This window comes from Sphingobacterium sp. (genome assembly GCF_039596235.1).
Taxonomy (GTDB): Bacteria; Bacteroidota; Bacteroidia; order Sphingobacteriales; family Sphingobacteriaceae; genus Sphingobacterium.
Genome location: NZ_JBCNKE010000010.1, coordinates 27,995 through 44,316, shown reverse-complemented (window position 1 = coordinate 44,316; position 16,322 = coordinate 27,995). Strand labels below are relative to the sequence as shown.

Annotated in this window: 12 protein-coding genes; 9 read left to right on the top strand and 3 right to left on the bottom strand. The window is 46.4% G+C overall.

Going from position 1 to position 16,322, the window contains the following annotated elements:
• Positions 1–16 precede the first annotated feature (16 nt).
• The gene (locus ABDW32_RS19155; protein ID WP_343565302.1) at positions 17–1,321 is read right to left on the bottom strand and encodes an MFS transporter; all 1,305 of its coding nucleotides are present in this window, start codon (positions 1,319–1,321) and stop codon (positions 17–19) included.
• A 166-nt stretch (positions 1,322–1,487) separates the two neighbouring features.
• The gene (gene cobA / locus ABDW32_RS19150; RefSeq protein ID WP_343565300.1) at positions 1,488–2,249 is read right to left on the bottom strand and encodes a uroporphyrinogen-III C-methyltransferase; all 762 of its coding nucleotides are present in this window, start codon (positions 2,247–2,249) and stop codon (positions 1,488–1,490) included.
• Positions 2,250–2,449: 200 nt separating this feature from the next.
• Here cobA and nirB point away from each other — a divergent pair, with 200 nt between their 5' ends.
• The 4 genes from nirB to ABDW32_RS19130 all read left to right on the top strand — a co-directional run bounded on the left by nirB (position 2,450) and on the right by ABDW32_RS19130 (position 6,697).
• Positions 2,450–4,966 (top strand): nitrite reductase large subunit NirB, encoded by a 2,517-nt coding sequence (nirB, locus tag ABDW32_RS19145; RefSeq protein WP_343565298.1) that lies wholly within the window; start codon positions 2,450–2,452, stop codon positions 4,964–4,966.
• A gap of 74 nt (positions 4,967–5,040) precedes the next feature.
• Complete coding sequence (nirD, locus tag ABDW32_RS19140; protein ID WP_077438650.1) at positions 5,041–5,400, top strand: nitrite reductase small subunit NirD; 360 nt, start codon at positions 5,041–5,043, stop codon at positions 5,398–5,400.
• A 47-nt stretch (positions 5,401–5,447) separates the two neighbouring features.
• Positions 5,448–6,260 (top strand): formate/nitrite transporter family protein, encoded by an 813-nt coding sequence (locus tag ABDW32_RS19135; RefSeq protein WP_343565295.1) that lies wholly within the window; start codon positions 5,448–5,450, stop codon positions 6,258–6,260.
• Between the two features lie 5 nt (positions 6,261–6,265).
• The gene (locus ABDW32_RS19130) at positions 6,266–6,697 is read left to right on the top strand and encodes a hypothetical protein (RefSeq protein ID WP_343565293.1); all 432 of its coding nucleotides are present in this window, start codon (positions 6,266–6,268) and stop codon (positions 6,695–6,697) included.
• Positions 6,698–6,758: 61 nt separating this feature from the next.
• Here the strand turns inward: ABDW32_RS19130 and ABDW32_RS19125 are convergent, their stop codons facing one another.
• Positions 6,759–7,460 (bottom strand): Crp/Fnr family transcriptional regulator, encoded by a 702-nt coding sequence (locus tag ABDW32_RS19125; RefSeq protein ID WP_343565291.1) that lies wholly within the window; start codon positions 7,458–7,460, stop codon positions 6,759–6,761.
• Between the two features lie 480 nt (positions 7,461–7,940).
• Here ABDW32_RS19125 and ABDW32_RS19120 point away from each other — a divergent pair, with 480 nt between their 5' ends.
• The 5 genes from ABDW32_RS19120 to ABDW32_RS19100 all read left to right on the top strand — a co-directional run bounded on the left by ABDW32_RS19120 (position 7,941) and on the right by ABDW32_RS19100 (position 16,310).
• Complete coding sequence (locus tag ABDW32_RS19120; RefSeq protein WP_343565289.1) at positions 7,941–8,483, top strand: sigma-70 family RNA polymerase sigma factor; 543 nt, start codon at positions 7,941–7,943, stop codon at positions 8,481–8,483.
• Between the two features lie 153 nt (positions 8,484–8,636).
• Positions 8,637–9,848, top strand: a complete 1,212-nt coding sequence (locus tag ABDW32_RS19115) for a FecR domain-containing protein (RefSeq protein ID WP_343565287.1) — start codon at positions 8,637–8,639, stop codon at positions 9,846–9,848.
• Positions 9,849–10,037: 189 nt separating this feature from the next.
• Entirely contained in the window at positions 10,038–13,580 is a 3,543-nt protein-coding gene (locus ABDW32_RS19110) for a TonB-dependent receptor (RefSeq protein WP_343565286.1), read from the top strand.
• A gap of 20 nt (positions 13,581–13,600) precedes the next feature.
• Complete coding sequence (locus ABDW32_RS19105) at positions 13,601–15,382, top strand: RagB/SusD family nutrient uptake outer membrane protein (RefSeq protein ID WP_343565285.1); 1,782 nt, start codon at positions 13,601–13,603, stop codon at positions 15,380–15,382.
• A gap of 1 nt (position 15,383) precedes the next feature.
• Positions 15,384–16,310: a sugar phosphate isomerase/epimerase family protein gene (locus ABDW32_RS19100; protein ID WP_343565283.1), complete on the top strand. Its 927-nt coding sequence runs from the start codon at positions 15,384–15,386 to the stop codon at positions 16,308–16,310.
• Positions 16,311–16,322 lie beyond the last annotated feature (12 nt).

Below are 16,322 nucleotides of genomic sequence, written 5' to 3'. Positions count from 1 at the left end.
AAAAGGGATACTAATTCTACACTTCTAATGACACATTTTGAACGACAGTTTCAGTTCGAGGATGAAAACGCACGAGGAGTACCGTGAAACCTATCAGAAAAACGCCAATACCGATATATTGAAAGGCATCCGCATAACTGAGCGTTTCGGATTTAAAAAGAAATCCGACTAACATTGCTCCAATATTTCCTCCGGCACCGACGATTCCGCTCACACTGCCAATGTTATCTTTATTAATGAAGGGTACGATACCATATGTACAACCGTTTGCCATCTTAAGGAAAAGTGCAAAAAGCAACATGGTAATAATAGCCAGAAGTAATGTGTTGGAAGTGGCGAACAGACTTATGCCGATTCCTTCCAAAATCAATAATATACCGAGAATTATACCCTTACCTTTAATGCCGTAACTTTGTCCTACTTTATCACTTATAATACCGCCAAGCGCACGGGCGAATAGATTCATGCCGCCAAAGATACTGGCAAGGGCTCCCGCCAGGATAATTCCGGTATCAAAACGATCGATAAAGAAGGTAGCAGCGACGTTGTCAACCGTGATCTCTATCCCGAAGCAAGCCGCATAGGCGAGTGTAAGGATCCAGACACGATAGTCCTTTAACGCGAGCAAAAATGAACCATTTTTCTTGCTATTGATTCTCCCGCCTTCGGAGAGTTTTTTGAAATTGCCTTGCGCTGTATCTTGCGTATACCGATAATAGATATACGCCATAATGAGAAGGATAATACCGGGAACAACCATGGCAACCCGCCAAGAATCCGCCTGGCTTACGAAGCCCATGCCGACGAATGCCGCAGCAATGAGCGGCATGACCAGATTAGTAACCCCTCCGCCGAGGTTGCCCCAACCTCCAGTTACGGCATTGGCCGTACCAATAATATTGGGTGCAAACATCATTGAAGTATGGAACTGCGTAATCACAAAAGACGCACCGATGATGCCGATAAAAAAACGAAATAACAAAAAAGACTCATAACTATTACTCAGTCCAATAAATAAAACAGGAATCGAACCTGCGACCAACAAAATCGTGTAGGAGATCCGTGGTCCTAGCGTATCACACATCTTCCCGATAAATAACCGCGCAATAATTGTTGCTGAAACAGAGGCGATAATGATATTTCCAACTTCACCTTTAGTCAATCCGAGTTGTTCCCTAACCAGTGGCATAAGTGGGGCGACGCCGAACCAGCCAAAGAAACAGAAGAAAAAAGTGATCCATGTAATGTGAAAAGTGCGCATCTGTACACCTTTAAAAGATAAGATACTAAGCTTTTGGAGAGGTTGTTCTTGTGGATTCATAAGGAATATTGTTTGGTTGATGATTGAAATAATTGTCAAATGTTCAAGACTACCAGGATTTAAGCAATCCGTTGCGGGCATTTCGGTCTGTGTGATCTTGTTTGTCGTGTCCAAAGAGGCGATGATCCTCTCTAGTACTGTAGTTGTAGCCTGTGATACAGCCGGCTTATATAATAGACCTTTGTGCGACCGCGAGGCTGTGTGCATGCTGCAGATCGACGACATCACCGATGACGATAATGGCTGGATGGCCAAGCCCATGCTCCTTGCTTGCCCTGACAAGATCTTTGGCTTTGCACAATACCTGTTTTTGCTGGGGCAGGCTCGCGTGCTGTATAATAGCCGCCGGGGTTTCTCCTTTGCCATACAGTACATAGGTACGTGCTATCTCGTCGAGTTTGCGCATGCCCATGTAGATCACGACAGTGGACCGGCTCTGGACAGCCAAAGGGAGATCCGCCGATAGGCTACCATCTTTTTTCATCCCCGTCAGTGCCCACACCCCTTCGCTGATACTGCGGTGGGTCAGGGGAATATTGTTGATGCCTGCGCCTTGCATGCTGCTGATGCCCGGAATGTAAGAAACCGCAATATTTTCCCCCTGTGCGGTAAGCCATTCTTCAAAACCACGCCCGAAAAGATAGGGGTCGCCCCCTTTTAACCGAACCACGCGGTCGTATCGTGCACAATAATGTAGGATAAGTTCGTTTATTTCTTCTTGAGGGACGTATTTTCCATAAGGATGTTTGCCAACATAGTGTTTTGTACAGTTTTTATTTGCTATTTTAAGGATTTCTTCATTGATTAAGTTGTCATAAAGGATAACTTGTGCATTTTTTATCGCTTTATAAGCTTTTATGGTTAATAATTCTGGGTCTCCAGGGCCAGATCCTACAATAAATAACGATGTTTTGCCTAATTTTTTCATGTTATTTTGATTTTATGTTCATTTTACATGTAAATCTATTAAAAAATCTGATATAAATCATGAAATATTGAATTTTAAATGATTTTTATTTGAAAAAATATTATAAAAATCATATTTATTTTGATTTTTTAATTTTTTATTCCATAAATTAGTGATGTTTAAATATGAAAAATGATTTTTTATCAGAAAAAACAGTAATTATGGAAAGAAAAAAGGTTGTTATTATCGGAAATGGTATGGTTGGTAATAAGATTTGCGAAAAATTAAAGCATAAATCTGATATTCTGGATATAATTGTGTTTGCCGAAGAGCCAATTCGTGCCTATGACCGGGTGCATCTAACCGATTACTTCAAAGTTTCGTCTGTAGAGGAACTTTTCCTGTCAAAAAAGGAGTGGTATGTGGAAAATAATGTGAAAATCCATTTAAATGATCCAATTGTTGATGTAAATCGCTCAAAAAAAGAAGTACGGTCATTACAGGGGCTTATTGTTCCGTACGACTATCTGGTCTTTGCGACTGGTTCAGCTGCTTTTGTGCCACCTATTCCAGGGGTGGAAAAGGAGGGGGTATTTCTTTACCGGACGATTGAGGATCTGGATCTGATCAAAGCTTATGCAGCAAAAGTCAAAAAGGGTACTGTTATGGGCGGCGGACTACTGGGCCTGGAAGCGGCCAAAGCGTTGGTAGACCTCGGCTTGGAAGAAACGGCAGTGATTGAATTTGCGCCCCGTCTGATGCCGCGTCAGATTGATGACAGCGCAAGCCTGCTCCTGCAAACCAAGCTGGCAGCAATGGGGCTAAATTGTTTATTGCAAAAATCAACAAGTCGATTGCTGGGGGAAGAGCGCCTGACGGGAATCGCTTTTCAGGATGGTTCATCGATCGAAACGGATCTGCTGGTGATATCGGCGGGCATACGGCCGCGGGATGAACTGGCCAGGAAAATAGGGCTGGCCATCGGTGAGCGTGGCGGGATTGTGGTCAATCCGCACATGCAGACCTCAGACCCTGCTGTGTATGCCATCGGCGAATGTGCACTGGTCAATGATATGATCTATGGCCTAGTGGCACCCGGTTATGAGATGGCAGAAATAGCAGCCGAACATATCCTGGGGGAAGAAAAGTCCTTTAAGGGATTTGATATGAGTACCAAATTGAAACTCATGGGGGTAGATGTAGCCAGTTTTGGAGATCCCTTTATCAGTGAACCTTATGCACGGACCATCTTACTGGAGGACCGTAACAAAGGGATCTATAAAAGGTTGAACGTCAGCACCGATGGGACGCGCCTGCTTGGAGGGATACTGGTGGGGGAGGCCACAAGTTATAATATGCTCTTGCAGATGGTCAACAACAGTATGCCGCTGGCGGAGCATCCTGAGCTGCTCCTGATGAGCGAGCAGGGGCAGAACAAATCCGCTTCTTCGGGTTTGGAAGCCTTGCCCGATAGTGCCCTGATCTGCAGCTGTGAGGGGGTGACCAAAGCGCAGATCTGTGACGCGGTAATCCATGGGAACTGTGAAAATGCAGATGGAGTAAAAAAATGCACCAAAGCAGGATCGGGCTGCGGGGGCTGTGTGCCGATGGTGAAGGACTTGGTCAATTACACGATGAAACAGCAGGGTAAATATATCCGCAGTACCATCTGTGAGCATTTTGACCTGAGCCGGCAGGAACTCTATGACCTGATCAAGATCCATGAACTGAAGAGTTATGATCAGGTGCTGGATGCGCTGGGCCGTGGGCACGGCTGTGAGGTCTGTAAGCCGCTGGTGTCTTCACTGCTGGCCAGTCTCTGGAATGAGATGATCTTGAGCAAGGGAAATGATGTGGCGCAGGATAGCAATGACCGGTACCTGGCCAATATACAGAAGGGTGGTACCTACTCGGTTGTTCCCCGTATCCCTGGTGGGGAGATTACGCCGGACAAATTGATTGTTATTGGCCAGGTGGCCAAGAAATATAAGCTGTATACAAAAATTACGGGCGGGCAGCGCATTGATTTGTTTGGTGCACATCTCAATGATCTCCCGCTTATCTGGGAGGAGCTCATTGCAGCCGGATTTGAAAGTGGACATGCCTATGGCAAGGCCTTGCGGACGGTCAAAAGCTGTGTGGGCAGTACCTGGTGCCGCTTTGGCCTGCATGACAGTGTGTCCTTCGCCATACAAATAGAGGAGCGTTATCGTGGGCTGCGTGCTCCGCACAAGATAAAGTCAGCGGTGAGTGGCTGTATCCGTGAGTGTGCAGAGGCGCAGAGCAAGGACTTTGGTATCATCGCCACCGAAAAAGGATGGAACCTCTATGTCTGCGGCAATGGTGGTAGCAAACCACAGCATGCACTGCTGCTGGCAGCTGATATCGATAGTGAGACCTGTATCCGTTATATCGACCGTTTTCTGATGTTCTACATCCGTACAGCCGACCCTTTGACCCGTACCGCTACCTGGCTCAATAAGATGGAGGGTGGAATCGACTACCTGCGGAACGTTGTGGTCGAGGATAGCCTCGGTATGGGGGAAACCTGGGAGCAGGATATGCAGCTGCTTGTCGACAGCTATCGCTGTGAATGGAAAGTTGCTGTGGAAGATCCGGAAATCCGCAAACGCTTTGTCCATTTTGTAAATGCGCCTGAAGAGCGGGACGAGTCGGTACGCTTCGATTCCATGCGCGGTCAAAAGAAAGCCGCTGACTGGAATCTGAAAACCTATTAAAAGACCATGGTGTAACATCAATGACTGATAAAATCACTTACATAGAATCGCTAAACCTTTAAAATAAAAATCACATGAACACGCAAATTGACACACAAATCGACCTGCAATGGCTGAAGGCCTGCCAGATCGAGGATGCTATTGAAAACGGTGGTGTCTGCCTGAAGTTGAATGACGAACAGGTGGCCCTATTTTATTTCGCCCGTCGCAATGAGTGGTATGCTACCCAGAATGAATGCCCCCATAAGCGGCAGATGATTTTGAGCCGTGGGATGTTAGGCTCCCTGGGAGATACCCCAAAAGTAGCCTGCCCGTTTCACAAAAAAACCTTTGCATTGGATACGGGCGAATGTCTTTCGGGTGATGAATGTGCGATCAAAACGTATCCTGTGAAGGTGGAGAATGGGACGGTATATATTGGAATGACAGCTTAAGCCTGAGCCCAATAATTGAAATAAGAACCTTTTAAAGCAAATAAACGATGGATTATATTAGCCCCAAAGAGGTAGCCGGTGTGATGATGAATACCGCTATCTATAAATCTTCGCTCCCGATCAAAGACCTGCTGATTCGAGGGGCATTGTCAGGTGCCTTATTGGCGATTTCTGTAACGCTCGCACTTTTGGCTACGGCGCAGACCGGGCTGGGACTTATCGGCGCATTTGTTTTTCCCGTGGGCTTTGTGATCATTGTTATCCTGGGCTTGGAACTCGTTACAGGAAGTTTCTCCTTGGTGCCCCTGGCCTGGCTGGAAGGGAAGATCAATTTTAAGGTGATGGCCAATAACCTGCTCTGGGTCTTCCTGGGTAATTTATTGGGCAGTGTGCTCTTCGCGCTTCTGTTTTGGGCTGCAAGTACGGAAACTGGGCAGGCTAGCCAGCTTGGGAATATCGAGCAGAGCCTGATTGTCATCAGTGAAAAGAAAACCCTGGGCTACGGCAATCATGGTGCTGCCGGGTTATTTTCAGCCTTTGTCAAAGCCGTTCTCTGCAATTGGATGGTCTGCATGGGGGTAGTGATGTCCATGACATCCAAGTCTACCTTAGGCAAGATCCTGGCGGCGGGAATTCCCATCTTTATGTTCTTTGCCTTGGGCTATGAGCATGCGGTGGTCAATATGTTTGTGATTCCTGCCGGGATGATGTTCGGTGCCAAGGTGACGATGTCGGACTGGTGGCTGTACAATCAGTTGATCGTGACGGCCGGTAATATTGTTGGTGGGTTGTTGTTTACGGGAATGGCCATTTATTATACTTATCACCGGAAAGAACAGGTATCCACCTCTCAAAACTAGCTATTATGCAACGAATTGAAAATAGATGTATCTGGAAAAAGCGGGCCGGGGTAGTGCTGCTCCAGCTGCTTTTTTCGGTAGTTTTTTACCAGGCCTATGCGCAGCAAAAAACAGTGAAAGCGAGTTTGTTCGAAGGTGTCGTGGTGGCGGGCTATACCGACCAGGGGGCCTATGTCAACTGCACGGGGCCAGCGATTAAATATAGTTTCGCCCCGAAGGGAAATATCCTGTTGGGCTTGCTGCCGAGCCTGAAAATAAAGGAAGATCAAGTGGAGGAAGGGAAGCCCAAGAATGCCTGGATCACTCCGACACTGGGCGTTGGCCTGACTGCGGTGTTCAGACATCTCGCTGTTCAGCTGCCTGCTTTCTACAGCCCGAAGACCAGTACCGCAGACGGTAAGTGGAAGCTTGGGGTCGGGCTGGGCTATAAATTTTAAATTGACGTATTTTTAGGGAAATATTTACGTTGGGGAGCTGGTATGCCAGGATTGGTTTGCTTTACTCCCCATATTTTTCTGTTGCCAACTTGTTTAATAGTTCCTTGTTTTTGATGAAAATCTTCTTTTTGTCGACTGTTATCGCATCCGAATCAGCAAGTTCGGCAAGCATGCGGTAGACGGTTTCATAGGTGGTGCCCACATAGGCTGCGAGATCCTTTTTGCTCAGTTCAAGACCGATGTACCCGTCCTCTGTTCCTTCCGCAAAAACGCGATGAAGCAATAAAAGGCTCCATGCTAAGCGGTTTTTGACGGAAAGCTGGGCCAGGTTGGCCATTTTCTGCTCCGAAAGATGCAATTCATCGGCAAAAAATAGCATCAGACGATAGCTTAATTCAGGATTGATGCGCAGCGTGGACAAGAAGAAGGGCAACGCTACAAAACATAGCTGTGTTGCGGCAAGTGCCGTGGCCGAAATAGGGTAAATGCTTTGTTCGGATGAAATCCCGCGATGGCCTACCATTTCTCCCTTTTTGGCAAAACGTACGATGGTCTCCCGGTCTCCAAGGTTGCGGTGGACTTTGACGAATCCCGATTGGACAAAGTAAATACCACGAACCGGCTCCCCTTCACGGATAAACTGTTCGCCTTTTTTCAGTGTGATATTTTTTCGGTGGAGGTCGATTTGTCCAAGCCACTCTTGCATAACATAACGGCACATCAGGCAAGAGTGGTCACAGGCATTCGCTTTCTTCGTTCTCATCAGAATCAGTTTCGTATGGTAAAGTTCTTTTTGTCTGACCAAAGGTATCACCTATTCATTTAAAATCCTATTTTGTTTAGTATTAAAAGCAGGAATGGGCGATAGGTATTTCTTCACAAGTTCACTTTGCAAACGATGGTCATCGAAGTAGCGCCGCGGGCTATTTTTAGCGAGTTGCGCCTTGGCTATTAATGCACCATGGTTATTAAAATGCTTAGATTCCTTTCCGCATCAGCAGTTTTATTCGTTGTACTGACATATCGATATCTTTGGCACTCCACTTTTCTGGAAAATAGCATATTGAATCGTTTGTCGAATGAAAATGAGCAAAATCATACTGAAATAGATTTTGCTTTCAGCGCCCTCGATATTATGGATATTAATGTTAATTTTATATGAAATTAACATCTGTTAGGTTAATTTGCATCAATTAAATATACCGAATTCATGATCGCTGGGCTGAAACATATTTCCATTTCAATGGACGATTTCCTCTTATTACAAGCCGGAGATCAGTCTATTTTTGGTATTGTGTTCAATTATTATCAGCCGATTATCTATTTTAAAGTCAGGCAGCTCTGTAAAAATGATAGTGATGCGGAGGAAGTTACACAGGAAGTTTTTATCGAATTTTATTTAAAAAGAACGCAACTTTCCGGTCCGGAAGCTATTTTTCCCTTTCTTTATACCATTTCAAAAAGAATGGCCATATCCAATTTCCGTAAATCGCTGGTTCGGTCCAATTATCTACAGTCGCTTCAGCATACCTGGCTTGAAAATTCCTTTTCGCTGCAGGATGAACTGGAAGGCAAAGAGCTACAGGTCATCCTGGAATCCATTATTGAACAATTGCCGCCACAGCAACAGGCAATTTACCGAAGGAGCAAGTTTGAAGATCAATCTTATCAGGAAATTGCCGATGAGGAAGGACTCTCCAAAAATACGGTGCGCAATCACCTCAGCCTCGCCTCAAAATTTGTGCGGTTCAAGCTGGACAAAATCCTGTCTATCTTTTTTTTCTAAGCAGCTCAACTTGTGCATCGATTTTTTATTAGCCCATTTAACAATCCCAGGGCTAAAAAAACGGCATCTATCATCCTTTTCTAAAAAAAATATTTTTCTATTGGTACTTTTTCTGGGTTCACGCGATTATGTAGGTGAAATCGATCCAAAGGAATGAACCAAATTGAACAATACAGCCAATTAATACGTAAGTATCTTGCTGATCAAGCCAGTAAAGAAGAACAGGCACAGCTTCAGGAATTAATGGATGACCCCGTATTTCTTCAGGCTTGGGAGAAAGTCTGGCGGGATAACGCGTATCCCGCACATCCCGCAACATACCCTGATCCACTTCGGATGCTGGAAAATATACTGGCTGATCCCCGAATTGCAACAGCGGCATCTACTCCCCAAAAAACTACAGATGGACATTTTAATTTCAGGAGAAATTGGTGGCAGGTTGCGGCAGTCTTTCTTGCGTTCTGCGGTGCAGCGCTATGGGGCTATTATAATTTTTATACCGTGGATACGCCACCGAAAGAGCAGCTATCTAATGTGTCGATCGTACCGGGTTCTGATAAAGCCATGATCATTCTTGAAGATGGAAAACAGATCGACCTCAGTTTGCTCCGTGCGGATACGGTACTTGACCAAGGCGAATATTTGATCACCAAGGATAACAAAGGTCAAATCAGTTATAGGCTAAAAGACAGCCAGGCACCAACAAATAATATCGTCTACAATACCATCATTACACCCCGGGGCGGGGAATATACGCTGAGGATGGCTGACGGGAGCCTTGTGCAGCTCAATGCGGGGAGTAGGATTAAATATCCCGTAAAATTTGATACAAAGTTGCGGTCGGTGCAGCTCGAAGGGGAAGCCTATTTTGAAATAGCCAAAATGGACGTTAAAGGCAAAAGGGTACCTTTTATTGTGCAAAGTGGAGGACAGACGCTCGAGGTCCTTGGAACACATTTTAACATCAAGAGCTTTGGTGATCACATCGTTACTACGTTGGTAGAGGGTAAAGTCAAACTTTCTTTTGCCGATGCTGCCCTAAAAGAACAAGTCCTTGCGCCTAATGATCAGGTCGTTTTCGATAAAAATCGCAAGAATGTAAAGAAGGAGCAGGTGGATCCCTTCTATAGTCTCGCCTGGAAAAATGGAAATTTCGCTTTTGATAATGCATCCATCCAAACGGTTATGGACGAGGTTGCACGCTGGTATGACGTCGAGATCAGTTACGCAGACAAGCTGCAGGGACAGCACTTCTCGGGGACTATCTCCCGTTATGAAAATATCGATAAACTATTGAAAACAATTGCTTTCGCCGGTGGCGTACATTTCGAACGTAAAGGAAGGAGGATATATGTGCTAAACTAACGCTGATGAGAAGATAGCATATATAACAATCAGGAGCGCGCCAACGCCCCTGAAAGTTTTGTCTTTTTCTCGACATGGATGAATAGTAAAACCGTTAAATTTTATCTCAACCGAATGCAATTTAATAAAAAAAAATTGATCGGACCGACCCTATTATGTCAGGTAAGATCCCAGAAAATACCAATTTCTATGAAATTGTCATTAGCAATTCCTCTCTTATTCGCAGCAAATTTACAGCTGCACGCATTTTCTTTCGGGCAGACCGTCAATCTGAAGCGGAACAATGTGAAGGTGAGTGCTGTTTTGAAAGAACTGCAGAAGCAAAGTGGATACAACATTTTTTACAACGAATCGCTGATCGCAAAAGACGACCGTATCAGCGTCAGCTACCACAATATCGCTTTTGAAGAAGCCCTGAAAGATCTGTTGACAAAGCTGCAGTTATCTTATGTCAAAGCGGATAAAAATATTGTCTTGAACAAAAGAACGGATCAGGCTGTTCGTCAAACGTCGGTTACGGAGGCTCCGCAGCTATACCCGGTCAAAGGAGTGGTCAAAGACGATCAGGGCCGACCATTGGACAATGTTACGGTCAGCGAAAAAGGCAAAAAGGAGAAAACCCTCAGCCGGGAGGATGGCAGTTTTCAGATCCAGGTCAGCAGCCCTGATGCCATACTTGTATTTACTATGGTTGGCTATCAGCCGCTGGAGATAGCGCTGGCACAGCAGTCAACCTTGAGTGTGACCATGAAGGCGGCCATCAATGCGATGGAAGAGGTGGTCGTCGTGGGCTATGGTGTGCAGAAAAAAGCCAACCTGACGGGTGCCGTATCACAGGTCAATGCGGATGATATCGCGTTGCGTCCAAGTGCCAATATAGCAGGTACGCTCCAGGGACTTATGCCCGGCTTGAATATACAGCTCAACAACGGTGATCCATCCAAAACACCTGATATCAATGTGCGGGGATTCAATTCCATCAATGAGGGCGGGCCGCTGGTATTGATCGACGGGATCGAAGGGAATATCACACGGGTTAATCCCAACGATATTGAAAGTGTTTCTGTGCTGAAAGATGCTGCTTCGGCGGCCATTTATGGCGCCCGTGGCGCTTTTGGTGTCATCTTGGTGACCACAAAAAAAGGGAAGGCAGGAACCGTGAAGGTGGATTATGTCAATAATTTCGCCTGGACTACACCGGCATCCCGTACCGATTATATCTCTGATCCTTATGTCTACGGGAAAACAGTAGATGCCGCACTGTATGGCTATAACGGCAGTTCCTATACACGCTACAATCCAATGGACTGGGAAGCGATCAAAATGGTGGCTGCAGGGGAGATTGCGCCCTTTCATGAGAAGCAGGCAGACGGAACCTATAAATTTTTCTATAAGACCAACTGGTGGGATTACCTATTTAAAAAATATCAGCCCTCCAATTTCCATAATATCGCCATTTCAGGTGGCAGTGAAAAGTTGAAAGCCTATCTCTCTGGACGTGTATTCAAACGGGAAACAATCAACAATATCAATGACGATGCGGATATGGACCGCCAGAATATGAAATCCAATCTGGTATTCACGCCCAATAGCTGGTTGGAAATTTCGAACAATACGCAGTTCATCAACGAAAAGGATAAAGAATATGGTGGCTACAGCAATGGCCTGGGCGGACTATGGAGTACGACAACCTGGTATAATCTAATGCCTTTTTACCCCAATTTTGTCGATGGTATTCCCACGGACATCGGTGTGGGGACTGGCGGTCAGGGAGCCAATGCCGGATTGGAATCTGGAAAAAGCTGGGAGCTACGCAATAGCGAAGAGTTTACCAATACGTTCCGTGTCCTGCTCAAGCCACTGAAAGGCCTTCAGGTAAATTTTGATTATAGCAACCGTATCGAAAATTTTTCACGGAGCACACGCCTCAACCCTTTCAGTTACTATTCGGGCAACAAACTCAATTATACCACTGCAGGCCTCAACCGTTTGACAGAATACCGCTGGAAAGACAAGTATAACGCGATGAACCTGTTTGCGACCTACGAAAAAAATGTGGCGCAAAAGCATCAGTTCAAATTATTGGTGGGCTACAATCAGGAATCCTTTGACCGGGACCGTATCGCCGGAGCCATGGACGACCTGCTGATCGAGGATCTATCCAACCTGGCGCTGGGAACTTCCATGTACAGCCTGAGCGGAACAGCTGAAAATTGGGCTATTCAGGGCGTTTTTGGCCGTTTTAATTATGCCTACGACAATAAATACCTGCTGGAAATAAATTCACGGTACGATGGTTCATCACGGTTTCCTAGCGGGAGCCGATGGGGATTTTTCCCTTCCGTCTCATTAGGCTGGCAGCTGGATCGTGAGCACTTTTGGGAATCGATCAAAGGCACTATACCTACCTTAAAGCTCAGAGCTTCGTATGGCAAGCTCGGCAACCAGACTGTAGGGGTCAATACCTTCAAGGAATTGATGACCGTGCAGCAGTTGGCTTGGCTAAATGGGGGCTCCCGTCTTATTGGGGCGAGTACGCCGGCGCCATTGCCGAACGTCGTCACCTGGGAACGGACCAAAAGCATTGACTTCGGTGTTGATCTTGGACTGATCCAGAACAAGCTAAATGTCAATTTTGACTGGTATCAGAAGGATGTCGAAGGCATGTATCTTCCGGGACAGCCCCTACCAGCGGTATTTGGTGCCAGCGAACCACGTGAAAACTACGCTGCTTTGCGTAATAAAGGTTTTGAACTGGGGGTAAGCTACCAGGACAAATTTGACCTTGCCGGCTCACCCTTTCGCTTTAACATCGCCGTGAATACCACCAATTTTAAAGGGATCATTACGAAATATAATAATCCGCAGGGCTTGTTGAGTTCCTATTACGAAGGACAGGTGCTGGGACAGATCTGGGGATACCATATCGACGGACAGTTTCAGTCCGATGCGGAAGCATTGAGCTACCAGAATAGTTTCCAGGATCCACAATTGTCCCTCTCGAAAGTATATAACGATATTCTAAGCGTATCGCAAAATAGTGAGTGGAATATGTTGCGCGGCGGCGATGTGAAATACGTGGATCTCAATGGTGATGGACGCATCGACAAAGGCGACAACACGCTTGCCAACCACGGTGATATTAGACCCATTGGCAATGCCATGCCGAAATTTCCATTTGGTATCAATATGAGTGCTTCCTGGAATAATTTTGATCTCTCGGCGGCTTTTGCTGGTGTTGCCAAACAGGACTGGTACCCGACAGGGGATTTATACTGGGGTTCCTATCAGCGCCCGTATCTTTCCTTTGTACGCAAAGACCTGGTAGATAATGCATGGACCCCGGACAAGAAAGGGAACAGGTATCCACAGATCTATCGGGGATACTCGTCCCTGCAGAGCGGAAGGTCGCTATACGAACTGAACGATTATTACCTGACCAACGTCGGGTTCCTGCGGATGAAAAACTTTACGTTAGGCTATACCTTGCCGCAGCAATGGACAAGGCGCTATAAAGTTGAAAAACTGCGGTTTTACTTCAGCGGCGAGAATCTGCTGACCTGGAACTTTGGCAATCTGACAAAGTATATAGATCCCGAACAGGCAGGTGCAATGATCAATTATAATTCACCTGCGAGTGCCAATGATCCTGCGGACTCCTCGGAGCGGGGGCTGCTGCGGGACTATCCCATGGGTAAAACTTATTCTTTTGGTTTAATGCTTACGCTTTAATATTTGACAACGCAATGATAATGAAACTTACAACAAACAGCTATAAACTACTTGGTCTGTTGATCTTGCTATCGCTGGCAGCTTGTCAGAAAGATTATTTGGACCGTCCTTCGGAGGACCAGGTGGAAGCACCCTATTTTTTCAATACAGCAAAGGATCTGGAGGTTGCCACCAACGATTTTTACACCTTTCTGCCCAATGAATCCTGGTATACAAACGATGGGAGTTCGGACAATATGATCCCCCTTACGGTGGCCGACCGGATCAAGGGCAATCGAACTGTCCCTGTAGGAAGCGGCTCGGGCGGTTGGTCCTGGAGCCAGTTGCGCAAGATCAATTATTTTCTGGCCAACTACCATAAAGTTCCAGACGCTGCGGCACAAAAGAAATACGGTGGCATAGCCCGTTTTTTTAGAGCAAATTTTTATTACGATAAGGTGAAAACTTTCGGTGACGTGCCCTGGTATGGAAAGGTGCTGACTGCCAAAGATGAAGATCTTTTCAAAGCGAGGGACTCCCGGCAGCTGGTGATGGATTCCATTATGGCTGACCTGGACTATGCTATCGAAAATATACCAGCCGAAAAACAGCTTAATTTGATCACCAAATACACGGCACTGCTGCTGAAAGCAAGAGTAGCGCTCTTTGAAGGGACGTTTAGAAAATACCATCAGATCGCGGGACATGAAAAGTTCCTGAATGCGGCGGTCAGTGCATCGGCCGAACTGATGAATGCTGGAGCCTATACCTTGTACAGCCAGGGCGGAGCGGATCAAGCCTATCGGAATCTGTTTGCCCGCAATAATCAGGATCAGGTGGAGACTATCCTTGCCATTGATTTTGAATTGGGCATGCGTGTGCATGGCCTTGGCTATTCCTTTACCTCGGCAACTTCGGGAGCCTACGGGATCGCCAAAGATATGATCAATAGCTATCTGATGAAGGATGGGAGCCGCTTTACCGATAGAACAGGTTACAAGACCATGGAATTCTATCAGGAAATGCAAAATAGAGATCCAAGGCTGACACAGACAACTGCGGGGCCGGACTTCCGTGCCAATGGAGAAACAGCAAATGAGCCTGTCAACTTGACGATCACCACCACAGGCTACCGCCTGATCAAGGCCTTGCCTGATAAATTGCAGTGGGGCGTATCGGCCTCCTATTTTGATGTTATCTTATTTCGGTATGCGGAGGCACTGCTGATCCATGCCGAAGCAAAAGCCGAACTGGGGACGATCAGCCAAAGCGACCTTGACCTGACGATCAATAAGCTGCGTAGCCGCGCGGGCATGCCGATGCTTTCCTTAGCTGAAGCGAATGCCAACCCCGATCCTTATTTGCTGGCTATGTATCCGAACATCGACGGAGGCGCATTTAGGGGCGTTCTGTTGGAAATACGGCGCGAAAGACGGATCGAGTTGTTCAACGAAGGACAGCGCTGGGATGACTTAATGCGCTGGAAAGCTGGATCCAAACTGAATCAGCCTATTGTCGGCGTTTATTTTCCCGGTGTCGGAGCCTATGATTTTACAGGGGATGGCAAGGCCGATGTGTATGTCCATACAGGCAATACAGCGGGTGCACCGGGTACGGTGACCACATTGATCAATATCAATCAGCGGACACTTTGGGATCCCGTTTCAAATACCCAGAATGCCAATAAAGGCTCCCTGGATCCCTTTTATCAACGGGGTAAGTTTGATGAAAAACGTGATTACTATGCACCGATCCCAATCGAAGATATCCAGTTAAACCCAAATTTGAAACAAAATCCTGAATGGGAAAAATTATACCGATAACATGAAACAACTTATCTTTATTGCGATCCTCTGTTGTCTATTGCTCCCCGGATATACGTACTGTCAAAAACAGGATCGGCCTGATTATGCACTTGGCTATTCACTTGATATCCGGAAGATAGCATTGGAAAAATTAAAGGCAGACAAAGCAGCTGGTATGGATTATATCGAGATTGCGGGGCTCGGAAGCTTTGTCAATGCAGACCTCAGTTTAAAGATTCCACAGCATGAATGGTTGCTCAAATGCGATTCGCTGGCTACTGTGCTGAAGAAAGCAGGGGTGAGGGTATGGTCTGTCCATATGCCCTTTTCCGCCAAAATAGATATCTCTACGTTGGACGAACAGCAGCGGCAGCAGGTGATCCGTATGCATTTGCAGCTGCTGGAAGGACTTTACCGCCTTCATCCCCAAGTGATCCTGTTTCACCCTTCCTATTACCTCGAGCCCAACAGACGCGCGGCCCGCAAGGATCAGCTGGTACGGTCTGTCAACGAGCTGTACACGGCAGTGTCTAAGGCGGGGCAGCAGCTCGTCATCGAAAATATGCTCGGGCCTTCGCTGACGGTGGGTGAGCGGGAGCGACCCCTGCTGCGGACCGTGGAAGAATGTCAGGAACTTTTTGCCCGCTTTCCTGATCAGGTCGGCATTGCAGTGGACATGAACCATATTGCGCATCCCGAGCGCCTGCTTTTGGCTTTTGGATCGCGCGTCAAGACGCTGCATGTCGCGGATGGGGATGGCACAAAGGAAAGTCACTATCTACCCTGTAATGGCAAAGGACAGAATGACTGGAATAAGATCTTTGCCGCCCTGGAAAAAATTAAATATACAGGTGTATTTATGTTTGAGTGCCATTATGAAACCACAGCTCAGCTGGTCCAATGTTACCGCCAGCTACAGCAGAATTATCGTGGTACAAAACAATAAGCAGGTTCAAAA